Annotated in this window: 15 protein-coding genes; 12 read left to right on the forward strand and 3 right to left on the reverse strand. The window is 41.5% G+C overall.

Features of this window, described 5'->3' with window-relative positions; translation table 11 throughout:
* Positions 1 to 31: 31 nt before the first annotated feature.
* From Q0507_RS05600 to Q0507_RS05615, 4 genes are all read left to right on the forward strand, one after another.
* Positions 32 to 1,171, forward strand: coding sequence for a hypothetical protein (locus Q0507_RS05600; RefSeq protein ID WP_367268452.1), 1,140 nt, complete (start codon positions 32 to 34; stop codon positions 1,169 to 1,171).
* A 147-nt stretch (positions 1,172 to 1,318) separates the two neighbouring features.
* A complete protein-coding gene (locus Q0507_RS05605; protein ID WP_004694406.1) occupies positions 1,319 to 1,696 on the forward strand; it encodes a GerW family sporulation protein in 378 nt (125 codons plus the stop codon).
* 259 nt (positions 1,697 to 1,955) lie between these two features.
* Positions 1,956 to 2,414: an OmpH family outer membrane protein gene (locus Q0507_RS05610; protein WP_298713625.1), complete on the forward strand. Its 459-nt coding sequence runs from the start codon at positions 1,956 to 1,958 to the stop codon at positions 2,412 to 2,414.
* Between the two features lie 87 nt (positions 2,415 to 2,501).
* A complete protein-coding gene (locus tag Q0507_RS05615) occupies positions 2,502 to 3,023 on the forward strand; it encodes a nitroreductase family protein (protein WP_298713628.1) in 522 nt (173 codons plus the stop codon).
* Positions 3,024 to 3,186: 163 nt separating this feature from the next.
* Here Q0507_RS05615 and Q0507_RS05620 read toward each other — a convergent pair whose 3' ends face one another.
* From Q0507_RS05620 to Q0507_RS05630, 3 genes are all read right to left on the reverse strand, one after another.
* Complete coding sequence (locus Q0507_RS05620) at positions 3,187 to 3,474, reverse strand: cupin domain-containing protein (protein WP_004694414.1); 288 nt, start codon at positions 3,472 to 3,474, stop codon at positions 3,187 to 3,189.
* A 372-nt stretch (positions 3,475 to 3,846) separates the two neighbouring features.
* Positions 3,847 to 4,512, reverse strand: a complete 666-nt coding sequence (locus Q0507_RS05625) for a hypothetical protein (protein WP_298713633.1) — start codon at positions 4,510 to 4,512, stop codon at positions 3,847 to 3,849.
* A 1-nt stretch (position 4,513) separates the two neighbouring features.
* Complete coding sequence (locus tag Q0507_RS05630; RefSeq protein ID WP_298713636.1) at positions 4,514 to 5,470, reverse strand: DUF1858 domain-containing protein; 957 nt, start codon at positions 5,468 to 5,470, stop codon at positions 4,514 to 4,516.
* Positions 5,471 to 5,865: 395 nt separating this feature from the next.
* Here Q0507_RS05630 and sfsA point away from each other — a divergent pair, with 395 nt between their 5' ends.
* The 8 genes from sfsA to Q0507_RS05670 all read left to right on the forward strand — a co-directional run.
* Positions 5,866 to 7,128, forward strand: a complete 1,263-nt coding sequence (gene sfsA / locus Q0507_RS05635) for a DNA/RNA nuclease SfsA (protein WP_298713660.1) — start codon at positions 5,866 to 5,868, stop codon at positions 7,126 to 7,128.
* A 369-nt stretch (positions 7,129 to 7,497) separates the two neighbouring features.
* Complete coding sequence (locus Q0507_RS05640; protein WP_298713639.1) at positions 7,498 to 8,301, forward strand: hypothetical protein; 804 nt, start codon at positions 7,498 to 7,500, stop codon at positions 8,299 to 8,301.
* 170 nt (positions 8,302 to 8,471) lie between these two features.
* Positions 8,472 to 10,943 carry a DNA gyrase subunit A gene (gene gyrA, locus Q0507_RS05645; protein ID WP_298713642.1) on the forward strand — a complete coding sequence of 824 codons (2,472 nt, stop codon included), beginning with the start codon at positions 8,472 to 8,474 and terminating at the stop codon, positions 10,941 to 10,943.
* 74 nt (positions 10,944 to 11,017) lie between these two features.
* Positions 11,018 to 11,389, forward strand: coding sequence for a hypothetical protein (locus tag Q0507_RS05650; protein ID WP_298713645.1), 372 nt, complete (start codon positions 11,018 to 11,020; stop codon positions 11,387 to 11,389).
* Positions 11,390 to 11,674: 285 nt separating this feature from the next.
* The gene (locus tag Q0507_RS05655) at positions 11,675 to 12,718 is read left to right on the forward strand and encodes a Fic family protein (RefSeq protein ID WP_298713648.1); all 1,044 of its coding nucleotides are present in this window, start codon (positions 11,675 to 11,677) and stop codon (positions 12,716 to 12,718) included.
* A gap of 179 nt (positions 12,719 to 12,897) precedes the next feature.
* Positions 12,898 to 13,260: a hypothetical protein gene (locus Q0507_RS05660; protein ID WP_298713651.1), complete on the forward strand. Its 363-nt coding sequence runs from the start codon at positions 12,898 to 12,900 to the stop codon at positions 13,258 to 13,260.
* A gap of 434 nt (positions 13,261 to 13,694) precedes the next feature.
* Positions 13,695 to 15,125: a [FeFe] hydrogenase, group A gene (locus tag Q0507_RS05665; RefSeq protein ID WP_298713654.1), complete on the forward strand. Its 1,431-nt coding sequence runs from the start codon at positions 13,695 to 13,697 to the stop codon at positions 15,123 to 15,125.
* 413 nt (positions 15,126 to 15,538) lie between these two features.
* A partial coding sequence (locus Q0507_RS05670; protein ID WP_298713657.1) for a glycoside hydrolase family 3 N-terminal domain-containing protein occupies positions 15,539 to 16,285 on the forward strand: 747 nt, incomplete at its 3' end.

A 16,285-nucleotide genomic window follows, 5' to 3' on the forward strand; every position in this document is an offset into this window, starting at 1 on the left:
AATCATAGGAACACCTAAGGAGGTGATGTGGTTGAGTACAGTGGCTATTGTGGCCTTCAGTATCCTGGCCATCATTGTAGCACTCATCTTAATTATCCTACTGACACCAATCACATATAGCATCGAAATCGATGGACGCACACCATATCGTGGCGAGATGCGTATCAAATGGCTGTGGCGCGTGTTTTCACTCCATTTAGCGTACTTACAGGATAAACCATTTTTTAAGGAATTATATGTTTTAGGTATGCTCAAGATTGGTCCTGTGAAAGACTATGAACAATGGCTTGAAAATCGTGTAGATGAAGAATACCAAAAGGTAATGGACGATGATGGCGATATGTCTCAAGCTCAAGCATTTGCTAAGGCTATGAATGGAGAGGGACAAGGACCGACCGCAAGTTCTAGTGGCACAAGCTTTGATGATTTGAAGAGCTCTCAAGCTTCTAGTACAACCTTTGGTGATGATGAGTCACCAGGGGCAGGTAGCTCACCTAGTCTAAAGGAACGTATTGAACGACCTGATGCGGCATCTAAGGATATGGATGCACAAGCTCGTGCTGATCGGTATGACTCGATTCAACAAGATCCAACGGCTCACATTCAAGATGATGACGAAGTGGTAAGTCGCGTTACTTTCAATAGCGACGGTTCCATTAAGGAAAAGGTATTTACGAAGGTAAATGATATCAAAACGACCATTAAAAAACGTTTTGAAAAGCCTGATCCAAATGATCCGGTAGCATCATTCAAGTCTGAAATTCCTACATTCTGGTTTATGAAACATGTGAGAAATACAGAATTGTGGCATCAGTTATTCCTGGTGTCGAAGCGATGTTATGACCACTCTAAACCACGTGATGTGGCCATAGAAGGGCGATTTGGTATTGGTGACCCGTATCGCATGGGGCTTATCGCATCTATGTTGTATAGCATTTGGCCAGAGCAAGCAGAGTCTATCGAAATAGATTATGTGAACTGGGCGGCCGAAGGCAGTGGTCATATCAAAGGTCGCATGATTCTCGGTGTATTGGCTTGGCATGGTACTAGATTCTTAGTATCTAAACCGATGCGATCCCTATTGGGAGAAAGTGCTCGCGTTTTCTGGGTTAAACGGAAGGAAGCAAAGCATTTAGAAAAGCTAAAAGCCGCACAAGGCCAAACAGCGTAAGGATATATTAAGTCAATTGAGTATATGAGCTGTATACGATAATTTATTACATGTCAAAACTATATAGGCAATATAAAGGCTACTTATATGTAATATAATAATTGAACATACAGCTACGATACTTTCACAAAAAGCGGAGGTACTGTGATGGAGAACAGTAATGTAAAAGAGAATTTGGAAGTCCTATTCGAGAAATTCAAAAATATGATTAAAGTGGAAACTGTAGTTGGCGAAGCTGTGCAAATCGGCGATACTACACTTGTTCCATTTGTTGACGTAACCTTTGGCTTCGGTACTGGTACAAACCACTGCACAGCCAATAAAAACCAAGAATCTGGCGGCGGTGGCGGTGGTGCCAAAATGGAACCAAGTGCTATCCTCGTTATTAAAGGTGACCGCATTGAATTGTTCAACATTAAGGGCAATCCTTATAGCAGCAGCTTCGATCGCCTCATCGGTTTGGTGCCTGATCTCGTGTCCAAATTGAAATCCGATAAATACATCTATTTGAACGATGAACAATAATTCGGTGACGAATTATAAATAATTGGTGAAAGCCGAAATACCCACATGTGTGCTCTGAATATATCCGTATAGACTGCTTTTAAAATTTTTAGAGCATACCTGTGGGTATTATTTTAAGTCCTACTGACTTTCATAAGCAGTTCATAGGCCTTTATTATGCTATTTAACAGAGTCTTGTGAAAGTTAGCAAGATTTGTTATAGTAAAAATAGTACACTATTAGATTGTATAGCGACACTTTTAATCGAGGAGGATTTCAGATGAAATTATCTAAAAAATTGACTACCTTAGCTATCGTTGGTGCTATGTCTGCTACTGCTGCAGTAGCAAGTGCTGCTAACATTGGCTTAGTAAATATGAGCCAAGTAGTAAATAGCTACCCTGGCTACGGTGCATTAGATATGAAAATGCAACAAGTAGATGCTCAATACCGTCCACAAATTGAAAAAAAAGTACAAGAAATTGAAAAAATTCAAGACTCCGCACAAGCAGAAGCTGAATTCAACAAAACTGTAGCTCCATTGCTTCAAAAAGAAAATGAAGAAATCAACAAAATTGCTCAACCTATGATGCAAGCAATTCACAACACTATTGAAGCTATTCGCGTTGAAAAACAAATGGACGTAGTGTTGGATGATCCATACACAATTCGTGCTGCTGACTCTAACAGCAAAATCGAGAACATTACTAACGAAGTAATCAGTCGTATTAAAAAATAATAAGCACAAAACCCCCTAACTGAGGAATCAGCTAGGGGATTTTTATTAAAATACATTTGGATGCATCCGATAAAGGAGTGAAATCTAATGAAAGATTTTAAAGCATTAGCCACAGAGCGGTATTCGGTTCGAAAATTTGATACTCGATCAGTGGAGCAAGAAAAGGTAGATATTTTGTTAGAAGTAGCTAGATTAGCCCCTACGGCTCATAATTATCAGCCGCAACGACTGCTCGTCTTAAATACAGAAGATAGATTGAACAAACTAAAAGGCTGCACAAATGGCCACTTCAATGCGCCGTTGGCGATTATTGTTTGTTATGATAATACAGTGAGTTGGAAACGGGAATATGATGATGCGGACATGGGCGTTGTAGACGCTAGCATTGTAGGCTCTCATATTATGTTTACCGTAGCCGATATCGGTTTAGGTACAACGTGGATTGCTCACTTTGATCCTGCTAAAGTACGCAAGGCATATAACTTGCCTGATCATATCATTCCTGTAGCCATCTTTCCAATAGGATATCCGCATCCGGATTGTGTTCCTGCACCAGGTCATACGAAACGCTTTGATATAAGCAAATTCACAACCTATAATTCCTTTTAAAAGAATGCTCTTTAGATTATGTATTATCTTGTGGGTATTTAATAACTATGGATATAACTGAACCACTAAATAGCTATATAAAACCTAATAACTATAGTATTTCTTTTTAATACATACACCATATAAAAAGGACAGTTGCTTGTATCAACTGTCCTTTGGTATTTTATTCAGGTTTGTGAATAAGGTTTACAACGAATTCGCTGTCTTCTACGAGTGTTGCTTGGATGTAGTTATCGCCGTTGAATTCTAATACTTGGCCTGGTACAAGTACGTGTTCTTCAGTTTCGTTAAGGAACACTTGTACTTTACCTTTTACTACTGTAAAGATAACATTAGCTTCTGGGTGGTTGTGTTTTTCAACTTTTTCACCAGCTTTACCGCCTTTTTTTACGATTACATAGTTAGGACCTTGGAATAATAAACCTAATTCTTGATTAACTGTGCCTGCCATAATAGACCTCCTAATTCTAGCTTTTTATGTTCTGAAAGCTTACGCTAACACTTAATTTTACATTGTGTAATTACCTTATAATTATATTATAAATGATATTGCTTATCAATGCTGTGCCTATAGCTACAGTTTTGAAAGAAATATGTATCATTTAACATTGTATGCTTTTTTTACCTATATTGAGCAAAATAGGGGGGGCGTAAATGCTGGTAGATTGAATATATAAAGAACAATTGGATATATAAAGATCAATTGAATATACAATGATACATTTACTATATAAAAAACGAACGTAAAGTTTTACGTTCGCTTTTTTGCCCGTTTTCGTTCGTTTATAGTCCCTAAACAAACGAAATGTTATGTATTTATTATTTATTTTTTCTTAATTGTATATAAACGTGTGCCGTTTTCTTCAGTCGTTACAAGTTCAAAGGCTGGATCGATAGCTTTCACAAAAGCTTCGAACCATGTTTGGTACGCTACAGCCATGAATTTAGGGTCAACGCCCGCTGTACGCCAGTAGCCTGCTTGTAATCTGTGGTCACCAACCCATGTAAATTCGTCAGGGCTTTCAGAAACCACTTGGTCACCGCCATCACAAGGCATGCCATTTACGTAGAAGTTTTGTAGCGCATTGTAAATCGCTGGTGCAGTGTGTTCCTCAAGGCTGTCTTGTGCCACAACGCCACATGCTTGGCCTTGTACTGCAAAGGCATCGAGGATAGCTGTTACCACGTGTACTGCTTCATCGCCGGAATTTGTGTCGAGCATATCTTTGATGAAAGCTGCTTCACGAACGGAAGCAATGTTGATTTGGTTAGCTAACCAGCCGTGAATATTGCCGTGGTCAATGATGTTTTCCAAAGGAATGCTTGGATTGATTGGCTCGCCGTATGTATCTACGGAGATAGAATGTAATTCCTCTGCCAAATCATCAACAACTTTAGTTGTTTTTTCTAAAATCAAGTTTTCACGCTCAACGAGCAATTGAATTTTACGATACAACCAGTAATGGATGTGACCTAAGAATGCGGACATATTAAGCTCCTTTTCGTGCTGTTTCTAATTTCTCTACTAAATCGTATACATTAAAACCGTGAATTTCTGCGGCTTGCCATAATGGCTCAGCTGTGGCAGAAGGACAACCTAGGCAACCCATGCCAATGCTTTGTAATACTGGCACAACATTTGGATAGGTATCCACGATGTCGCGAATGATTGTATCTGGTGTGATCGGGGAACCTGCTTCGAGGCGAGGTGCTTCGACTTCAGGATCGTTACCTTGACCAGGCAAGAACACAGCTGGTTCTTCGGACTTGCTTTCAGCTGGAGCACCTTCAAGGTCGCCCAATACAGCTGCTTTGAAAGCCTCTAAACCGATGCGGTCGATGAATTCGCCCATGCGTTCGATTTGTGCGTTTTCTTTATAGTATGCGATGATTCGATCAACTAATGCAAGAGCTTCTTTTTCAGTTTTAACCTCTGCAATGAGGTCGCCGATGCGAGGATGCGCGCCGCCGCTACCGCCAGCGTATACATTCCAACCTTCTACAGTACCGATAACGCCCACATCTTTCATGCGGCTTTCAGTACAAGAATTTGGACAACCGGACACGCCGATTTTCATTTTGCTTGGCATTTCAAGGGACAAGTACTTGCGTTCGATTTGCATGCCAAGATGTACGCTGTCTTGTTTAGCGCGTTTACAGAAGGTAGTACCTGGGCAGATTTTTACGCTGCGCACGCGGTTAGATACAGTGTACGCTGGCTCCATGCCAAGCATCTCCCATGCTTTATCTACGTCTTCTGCTTTCAAATTCGTAATCATAATGCGTTGGCTGCCAGTTAATTTAAGAACAGCGCCGAACTCATTCGCTACGTCGATATATTTTTGTAATTGATCAGGTTGAATGAAACCTCCAGGAATGCGAGGTGTAATTGCATAACGGCGTTGGCCGTTTTTAATGCGTTGTAAATTTGCTGCAATTTGTGCCATGATAAATCCTTTCTCGAGCCCTCTCTGCGGAGAATAGTGGCTAAAACTACTTAGTCAATCTATGTAATTCTTTATATATTAATTATTTACGCCATAGGGTTTTGTAAAAGCTTCGCACATATATACGGACAAGTGGGATGAGATCAACTAAGGCGAGGCCTCGTCAAAACCCGGCGTAATGATCAGTATGGGTATTTAGAATACTGACCCGACGCTCTTAGTATAAACCATTTTAACAAACAATAATGTAACCACAGCTACAAAAATAGAACTTTTTAATATTAATTATTGATTGTTTGTTAAATATAATTATATACGATATTGTTTACAGGTGAAACCTATAGGTTACATATCGTATAATAGACACATAGAATATTCTTGATGTAGGAGATATGATGAAAGTCCTTTACGATACTATTTTAAAAGCAACATATATAGGTCGCCCGAATCGTTTTGTGGTGACTTTAGATTTGAATGGTGAAAGTGTGCTTGCTCATTTGCCTAACCCAGGGCGTATGTGGGAGCTTTTATTTACGGGTGTAACGATGTATATCGTGCCTCATGATAAGCCTGATGCAAAAACGAAATACCGCGTGGTAGGCATCGAGCGTGATGGCGTTGTGATTATGCTTGACACAAACTACAGCAACGATGTGGCGCAGCATTTAATCGAAAATAAACTGATCCCTGGTTGGGAGGAATGGCGCGTAGTCAGACGGGAGTATACGGTTAAACTACACGGTACATCTTCCCGTTTTGACTTACTCCTTACCAATGATAAGGGCGATGAGTTCTTGCTAGAGGTTAAGTCCTGTACCCTGTTCTCCAAGACGGGAGCCATGTTCCCTGATGCGATTACAGAGCGAGGCCGCAAGCATTTATTGCATCTGAAAGAATTACAAAACGAAGGTTACCACACAGGCGTTCTATTCCTTGTACAATGGGACCAAGCGCAGTGGTTCTTGCCAGATTATCATACGGATTTGGAATTTGCCAAAACCTTTAAAGAGGTGGCACCTTCGTTAGATTGGAAAGCCGTTGCTGTGGCGTGGAATGAGACTTTCACTATGCCTACGGTGACACATGAATGTTCCTATCCTAGTAGTATTCTCGATATAGAGGCTCATGATAGTGGCGTGTATGTGATGGTCATGCACCTCGATCACGATCTAGATCTCGAAATCGGTTCTAAAGGGATAATGCATTTCAAATCTGGTTATTATATGTACGTTGGTTCTGCGAAGGCAAATTTAACAAAACGTATTGAACGTCATAAACGAAAACGGAAGAAAATGCACTGGCATTTAGATTACTTCCGCGGTCACTGTGAAATGATAGCGGGCTTGCCGATTCGTACTAGTGGGCGGCCGCAGGCTATGACAATTTCTGCTCAGGAACGGCGTAAAGGTAAATTCTCTGACGATGACTTGGCTGCTCGTGAAAGCGCAGATGTAGATTTAACTAAAATTGACGTAGAATGTGCTCTCGCTGATGCGGTGCGAGCTATTGCGGAATGGAATGTACCGAACTTTGGGTGCAGCGATTGTGACTGCAACAGTCATCTATTCGGAATGAGCGAAAATCCGATACATCATAGGGGATTTATGAACGTGATAGAGGATTTTCGAATGAATCAATTGGATGTGCTAGTTAAGTGATTGTTGTTAATGGCGAATAACCGAAAATAGTATGGATGGGGCCCGAATACAAATCTGCTAGATTGTTAAAAAAGGGATTCCCTTATCTCTTCGCTCCAAAGCGAGCTAAGTCGCTCATCAATAAGGGAATCCCTTTTTATAACGTTATATGTGAATTCGTCCCATCCATACCTATGTTTTCTATTAACTAGTTGCTTCGACCATTAACAACAAAAGCCCTTTTCCTTTCGCATGGGGCGAGGCCCCTGATTGGGAAAAGGCAGTGAAGTAGAGTATCAACAATTAGCTAAATTTATGAATGATTGTATTTATATATTTGATAGTAAGATTTGATACGTGACGGATTATTGGGGAGAGGTGTGGTTGTGTATGAGGTTGTTTAGGTATGTGTTGTTAGTTGTGGTGTGTATTTATAGTGTTGTGTTGAGTGGTTGTTCTTTCATTTGGACGACGGAGAATGGTGATCCTGCTACACCAGAGGATATCAAGTCTAGCGTGGAGAAGGAGTTTTCGGTTGTGCATCCGAATCTTGTTCTCCAGTCGTCTGTGGTAGAGAAGGAGAAGCCATTCCAGCGAAATGTGTATGTGTTTTATGATGAAAGTAATGGTATTTCCTTTACTACAAATTCTGTAGTAAAGCGACCAACCTTGCCGGCCCCTGGTGGCGAGCGAAAAAATGATGCGGACTTTGCGTATTCACAAGCGTATTTAGTTCATTTGAATGGTTCGTTAGTGGAGCGTGCTAAGCAGTATGGCATGCGGATGGCGACGCACGAGGAAGCCTTGGAGTTAGCTAAGTCTAAAGCGACACGTGTGGCAGGTACTAATAAGATATCTTTATTCACATATGATGAGATTATCTTTGTAGACGAATCTGTAAAGGGTAAAGATATTCTAACCTTTATGAAATCTATATATAGTCTGTATAAACCGCAAGACAACCCAGCGTTATTGCACCCTCCTTCTGATAGAAGCGTAGGCTTTTATTATCTACCAAAAGGAGAAGCGGACAAAACAAAAGCTAAGTATTTGATCGCCTTTCGATTTATGGCAAAAAATGATTGGAAAGAAACCATGCTAACAGGCATTGGTAGTACTGGTAATGACACTTCGGCTGTAGAACGAGATTTTGTTAGCATTTTAGATCATATGATACAACATGTGGCTCATTAAATAAGAGATAGAGGTTACTATATTTTATAGAATTAATTACAGTTGGGCAACAGGTGTACAATTGGGCCATGTAATGGGAAGGAACTTTTACAAAATATAGCGTTATATACGCAAAAATGCTATAATTATATGATGAATTAGTATCAGTGTTAGTAAAATGAGGTGAGATTGTGGCAGACCAACAATGGTCCCACGGGAATATTCATCCCGTTCAGATTGATAAAGAAATGAAGAATGCGTACATCGACTACGCGATGTCCGTAATCGTTATGCGCGCTCTTCCAGATGTGCGCGATGGCTTGAAACCGGTGCATCGTCGTATTTTGTACGCGATGCACGAAACAGGCATGACGCCAAATAAACCGTATAAGAAATCCGCTCGTATCGTCGGTGACGTACTCGGTAAGTATCATCCGCATGGTGATAGCTCCGTTTATGATGCGACGGTTCGTTTGGCGCAGGATTTCAATACGCGCTACCTTTTGGTAGACGGTCACGGTAACTTTGGTTCCATCGACGGCGATAGTGCCGCTGCGATGCGTTATACCGAAGTACGTATGGCGAAGATTACAACAGAAATGCTTGCCGATATCGACAAGGAAACTGTTGATTTCATGCCGAACTATGATGAAAGCTTGCAAGAACCAACAGTATTGCCAGCGAAGATTCCAAATCTTCTCATCAATGGTTCCAGCGGTATCGCCGTAGGGATGGCGACAAATATTCCACCACATAACCTCAACGAGGTGTGTAATGGTCTTACTATGCTCATCGACAATCCAGAGGTAACTGTGGAAGAATTGATGACGCAAATCAAAGGCCCAGACTTCCCGACTGGGGCGCTCATTTTGGGCCGAGATGGCATCAAAAAAGCGTACTCCATAGGTCGTGGTAGCGTTAAAATGCGTGCTCGTGCAACCATCGAAGAGATGTCCAAGGGCAAGCATAAAATCGTAGTGACTGAGATTCCGTACCAAGTTAATAAGGCTCGCGTTATTGAAACCATTGCGAACTTGAGCCGTGACAAGGTTATCGATGGCATCACAGCGCTTCGCGATGAATCTGACCGTCAAGGTATGCGCATCGTTATCGAATTGCGTGCTGATGTGCAACCAGATATTGTTCTTAACAAATTATATAAACACACTCAACTTCAAGAATCTTTCGGCGTGATCATGCTGGCCCTCGTGGATGGTCATCCTCGCGTATTGAATTTGAAAGAAGTATTGGGTTATTACTTAGATCACCGCCTCGATGTAATCGTACGCCGTACTCAATTCGAGCTTAACAAAGCCGAAGCGCGTGCACACATCTTGGAAGGTTTATTGATCGCTCTCGATCACATCGATGAAGTTATCGCTACAATCCGCAGTTCTCAAACTGACGAAATTGCACGTAACGCATTGATGCAAAAATTCGGGCTTTCAGAAAAACAAGCGGTAGCCATCCTCGACATGCGTTTACGTCGTTTAACAGGCTTGGAACGCGAGAAAATCGAAGACGAATACAAGGAATTGTTGGCATTGATCGAAGATTTGAAAGCTATCTTGGCTAGCGAAGCGCGTCAACGTCAAATCATCAAAGACGAACTCGATGATATGAAGAAAAAATACGGCGACCCTCGTCGTTCTGAAATCACGATCGATACGTCCGACCTTGATGTAGAAGACCTCATCGCTGACGAAGAGATGGTTATTACCTTGACTAAACAAGGTTACATCAAACGAATGAACGCGAACGTATATCGCAACCAACATAAAGGCGGCGCTGGCGTTATCGGCATGAAGACGAAGGAAGACGATTATGTAACGCAAATTATGCATGTTCGCACGCATAATACATTGCTATTCTTCACGTCTACAGGTCGTACTTACCGTTTGAAAGCGTATGAAGTGCCAGAAGCAGGTACACGTAATTCTCGTGGCACCGCAATGGTTAACGTATTGCCACTCGCTGTAGGCGAATCCGTTACGACTATGATTGACCTTGAACGCGTCCATGAAGACGTAAACTTATTCATGGTAACCGAGTTCGGCGTTGTAAAACGTACAGCTATCGAAGAATACCGCAACATCCGTCGTTCTGGGCTCAATGCGATTAACCTCGACGAAGGGGATCACTTGATTTCCGTCAACGTAACGACTGGCAAGCAAGACATCTTGATTGGTACTAAATTGGGTATCGCTATTCGCTTCAGCGAAAACGATGTGCGTCTCATGAAACGTGCGGCTCACGGCGTGCGCGGCATTAAACTCAATGCAGGCGACGTGGTTGTAGGCGCTGGTGTTCTTAATAATGATGAAAGCGAAGCACAAGTGTTTACTATTTCCGAAGAAGGATTCGGTAAGCGCAATGATGCAGAAGCTTACACATTGCAAAAACGCGGTGGTAAAGGCTCTAAGAACTTCAAGATTACGAACAAAACAGGCGACGTAGTGGCCGTAGAGGTTGTTCATAATGATGACGAAGTCATGCTTATCTCTGAGCAAGGCAAAATTATCCGCTTCAACATGAACGACATCGCTGTGAAGAAAGGCAAAGCTATTTCTGGTGTGAAAACACAAAACCTCGACGAAGGCGATAAAGTAGCTAGTATTGCTGTTATTCCTGGCGCTGAAATCGAAGAAGAAGTAGAAGAATAATATAAAATACTATATATTAAGTAACTGTGGGCGACCATCCTAGATGGTCGCCTCTAGTGTTGAGGAGTTTGAAAATGAAAAAATGGCTAGCTGCTATGTTTGCAGCAGGAGTTTTCTTTGTAGCTGGCTTTGGTCAAGCTAGTGCTGCTGACTGGTACTATATCGATGCTGATGCTGACGATGCGGCATGGTTTATTGACAACTCTTCTGTATATAAAACAGATGATGCGGCGACAGTGCTCGTTAAAATCAACAATGTAGAAGGTTTCACATATATCTACACAGTACGAATCGACCGCAAAGAAAAAACATGGACAGAACTTGATACAACAGTATATAGCAATGCTGGTGTAGCGTTATTGTCCAGTAAAGAAGCACAAAAACCTACGAAAATTGAATCGGATACCATGGGGGCAGAAGTTATGCAGGCCCTATGGGGTAAATAATCCAACAATTTAATAGTAGCTGATATTCGCTCTGTCTATTTAGATATTCAGAATGTATAAGTAGCCCCGAACTATCCTGAAAGCCTCCATAGTGACCTAAGTCGTTTTCAGAACAGTTCGGGGCTTTCTATATCATTAGTACTCTTACAGGGCGAATATCAGCTTTCAAATCCGTTGGATTACACAAGATAGAGAAATAGAGAATTATTTATTCCCTTATTTTATGGTATAATTTAAGGGAATAGTTTTGTTTATAAGGGATTAGAGCGGAATGGAGGTGTGCGTATGCGTGGTTTTGAGTATGGTCAGATTCAATCTTTGTCGTGGGATATGGATATTTTGAGTCTTATTGCGGGGATTTATCGGGCAAATGGCAAGGAGGAGGTTTTGCTTTCACAGAGTCCTGCTATAGTAGACTCGCTTGTGGAGTTGGCAAAGGTACAGAGTACAGAGGCTTCAAATGCGATTGAAGGGATTGTGACGACGAGTACTCGCCTCCGGCAGTTAGTGGCTGACAAGACGACACCTCGTAATCGAGATGAGCAGGAAATCATGGGATATCGTGATGCATTGAATGTTATCCATGAGAGTTATGATTCCATATCGTTGTCTCGGAACCATATTTTGCAGTTGCACAAGATTTTGTATAATTACCAGTTTAATGCACGTGGTGGGCAGTTAAAGAGCGTACAGAATTATATTAGTGCCACATATCCGAATGGGCATACTGAGGTCTTGTTTACTCCGTTGGCTCCTTATGAAACAGCTGAGGCTTTAGATCAGATTTGTGCGGAATATAATCGGACTGTAGGAAATGGCGAGGTGGAACCACTCCTAGCGATTCCTATATTTATTCATGACTTTTTATGTATTCACCCATTTAATGATGGAAACGGTCGTATGAGTCGATTGTTGACAACGTTATTGTTATATCGTAGTGGTTTTATGGTTGGTAAATATGTGTCCTTAGAGGCTAAAATCGCAGCAAATAAGGACATGTATTATGCGGCTTTACGCGAGTCTAGTGATGCGTGGTATGGTGAAAGCTCCTGCCCTAGGGCTTTCATTCGGTATTGGTTACAAATGCTATTAGCCGCTTATCATGACTTTGAGGACCGTAGTGCTTTGATAGTAAATAGTGGTTCTGCGATGAATCAGGTGCAAGCTGCCATCGATAGGCATTTAGGGACTTTCACAAAGCAAGATATTAGAGAATGGTGTCCAAATATCAGCGATAGTGCTATTGAAGGAGCAATACGTTCTCTTGTAAAGGCTGATCGTATTCAGCGTAAGGGTGGCGGCCGTTCGACCTATTATGTGAAGCTTTAAGACTCGGGTCCAATGGTTAGATACGATAGCCTAATCATTACATTAATTGTTACGCTAATAATTAATCTCCACGCCTAATTATTGAGCAGGTTTATTTTTCATACAATATTTAGTTTTTCCTTATATACTAGTTTGTATATTTTTGTATTTTCTTTGAGAGGTATTATTATGAAAAAACATTGGCAGCTGTTTTGGCAGCAGGCGCATTATTAATCGGCGGTATTGGTAGTGTTGATGCGGCTAATTGGTATACAGTAGATACTGATAGCAATGGTATTACTTGGTCTATCGACAACGACTCCGTTAAAAAAGATGATAAAAAAGCTGTAATGGATATTAAAGCTATGGACTACGAAGGTTATCACTATATCGTAACTGAAGAGTTCAATCATAAAAAACGTGAAGTAAAAGATCTTAAGGTTACTCTTTATGATTTACAAGGTTATGTTGTGAAAGAGGAAAAAGTTAACAAAGATAGCCGTAAAGTTGAGCCAGGTACACCTGCGTACGCTGTATTCCAACTTATTTGGGGCGGTAAATAATCTAATCGTATAGACGAGCACAGGGCTTAGCCGTAATACACTGTTGAACAGTTATGTCTCGTTTAGACTGATTATTTTTGTGAAAGCTTCATATACGCACGTTCTCACAGAGGACGTGCGTTTTTTATATTTTCATTGGAATATATTATATTTACCTAACATATGTTGTGTTATATGGAGTTAGTTTCTGTTCACGGGCTTTTAATCCCTTTAAAATAAGTGAATTATTTAGCTATTCGTGGTAAAATGTGATTAATATTACACTTTTTACATGATTTTTGTACCAAAGTGTAACAATTCTACATAGTATAAACTTTCACCATATCGTATACTATAGGTAAGATGCAGAAGTATGGCTTGGGTGCAGTGCTCCGTAGTTTGGCATATTTCGCCCCAATAGGTTTGGTAGTTATAGTTTGTTAGAGGAGGTCCTCATGTCTCAATACGAATTTATCGATAAACGCGTGCCGATTGCACTAGACAATCCATCCATTTATCACGACATTTCTAAGTGTAAAAACTGTACGTTATGCCGTCGCGCTTGTGCGGATGTAATGAGCGTACTTGATTACTACGACCTTGATGCAAACGGTGATGTGCCTGTATGCATCCATTGCGGTCAATGTGCGGCAGCATGCCCATTCGACTCTATGCATGCTAAATCCGAGCTTGAAAAGGTAAAAGCAGCCCTTGCTGATCCTGAAAAAATCGTCGTAATTCAAACAGCTCCAGCTGTTCGTGTAGCTATCGGTGAAGGCTTCGGCCATGAGCCAGGCACCTTCCTTGAAGGTAAAATGGTTGGTGCCTTGCGTGCGTTAGGTGCAGACTATGTAGTAGATACTAACTTTGGTGCGGACTTAACAATTATGGAAGAAGCATCTGAGCTCGTGGAACGTCTTAACAAAGGCGGTCAAATTCCTCAGTTTACAAGCTGCTGCCCAGCGTGGGTACGTTTTGCGGAAATCTACTTCCCTGAATTGATTCCTAATTTGTCTTCCACGCGTTCTTGTATCGCTATGGAAGCGGCTATGATTAAAACGTACTTTGCAGAGAAAAAAGGCATCGATCCTCGTAACATCGTATCTGTATCTGTAAACCCTTGTACTGCTAAAAAAGCAGAAACAAAACGAGAAGAAGAAAATGCAGCGGCTCGTTACCATAATGACGAATCCCTTGGCATGGATACAGATATTTCCATCACTACTCGTGAGTTCATTCGTTGGATTCAAGAGGAAAACCTCGACTTCAATGCTATTGAAGAGTCCAAATTTGATGACTTAATCGGTATGGAAACTGGCGCATCCATCATCTTTGGTAACACTGGTGGTGTTATGGAAGCGGCTATGCGCACGGCTTATAAACTTATCACTGATAAAGAACCACCTCCACATGCGTTGACTCATCTTGAGGACGTTCGTGGTATGGAAGGCGTAAAAGAAGCAACTGTACAACTTGGCGATGATGTGACATTGTCCGTTGCTGTTGTTCATGGCGGTAAAAATACTCGTGACTTCTTGAACGCTTTGAAAGAAAACGGCAAACATTATGACTTCATCGAAGTTATGGCTTGCCCAGGTGGCTGTATCGGTGGCGGCGGTCAACCGCGCACTAAATTGCCTCAAGCAGTTAAAACTAAGGAAGCTCGTATCAGCGGTCTTTACGAAGCTGATGCAAACTACAAATGGGTGGCTTCCTATGAAAATGAAGAAATCCAAACATTGTACAAAGATTTCTTGGGTGAACCATTGGGCCACAAGGCACATGAACTCTTGCATACACATTACACAGACCGCAGCGCAGTTCTTGGTACTCGCAAAGACGTAACCCCTGAAACTTGTCCAACATCCCCTAAATTCAAAGGTTAATGATGGCCGATTACTTACACCTCAGGCTGTTAAAGCAATCAAATGCTTATAAACTCATAGTAGAGTTAGCTCTTTAGGGTACAACAACATAAAATTAGAATCCTACGGATCATGAGTGACTTGATACTCACATAACCCTTTGTTACGGTGAGGGTCACTTTACAAACGATTCGTAGGATTTTTATTTGTATAGTTGTTAACATTCATAGATTTTTACTTTAAAACTTTATTATGATAATTCAGCATAATAAACTTGCTTTTATTATGAGGAAAAGATGAACCATTTAGTGTATAATATAAAAATATAATGTACGGATTAGAGGGGGAATTATGGGTGTTGCGTTGGGAGACGCACATAGGAAAACTCATAATGTTCATAATGTTGCGCAAGCATTAAGGAGTTTTTAGGAGAGATGAACCAGTTTTTTCGGCGTGTCCTGAGTGGCATCGCCTTAATCGTTGCTGTCGTTGGTACAACTGGATGCCAACATGAGAGTCAGGCAGAACAAGAAACGGTACGAACGGTATCGTACCGTGCCGTCATGGAGTCCGACAAGCCGGTTTCTGAAAAGGTGGACACTTGGCTTGCGGCTATGTCTCAAGAGGACAAGGTGGGTCAGCTGATGATGATTAACCTCCATGGCAATACAATAGGACAATCCCAAAAGGATGTGATCCGCAAATATCGCGTAAGCGGCGTTATGCTAACAAATGAAAATCTTCATAATAAAAATCAAGTGAAAGCTTTCACCAACGATATCATGCAGACGGCGATAACCTCTAGTATGGTGACGCCCTATATTGCGGTGAATCGCGATAGAGTGCTGCATGCGAATGAAGGTTTCTTGCGGTTGCCGAAGCCAAATCGATGGGGCCAATTACCGATGGATCGCATCATCAACTTGGCCACACGATCTGCTATCGAAATGCGAGATATGGGCTTTAATCTAGTTATTGGACCCAATGCTAACCTTGGTGTACCTCATGTGTCCTATACATCGGACCCCACGTGGGCAGGCCATATAGACCTAGCCGTGGCGGAGCGTTATCAAATCAACCATATGTGGTTCGCCTATAATTATTTTCCGGCGGTGACCTTAGGGGCTGCATCCTTTGGATCTGCTAATGAGGCAAAAGCGTATCTCAGCAATAATGATGTA

The sequence above is a fragment of the uncultured Veillonella sp. genome (genome assembly GCF_938010505.1).
GTDB lineage: Bacteria > Bacillota > Negativicutes > Veillonellales > Veillonellaceae > Veillonella.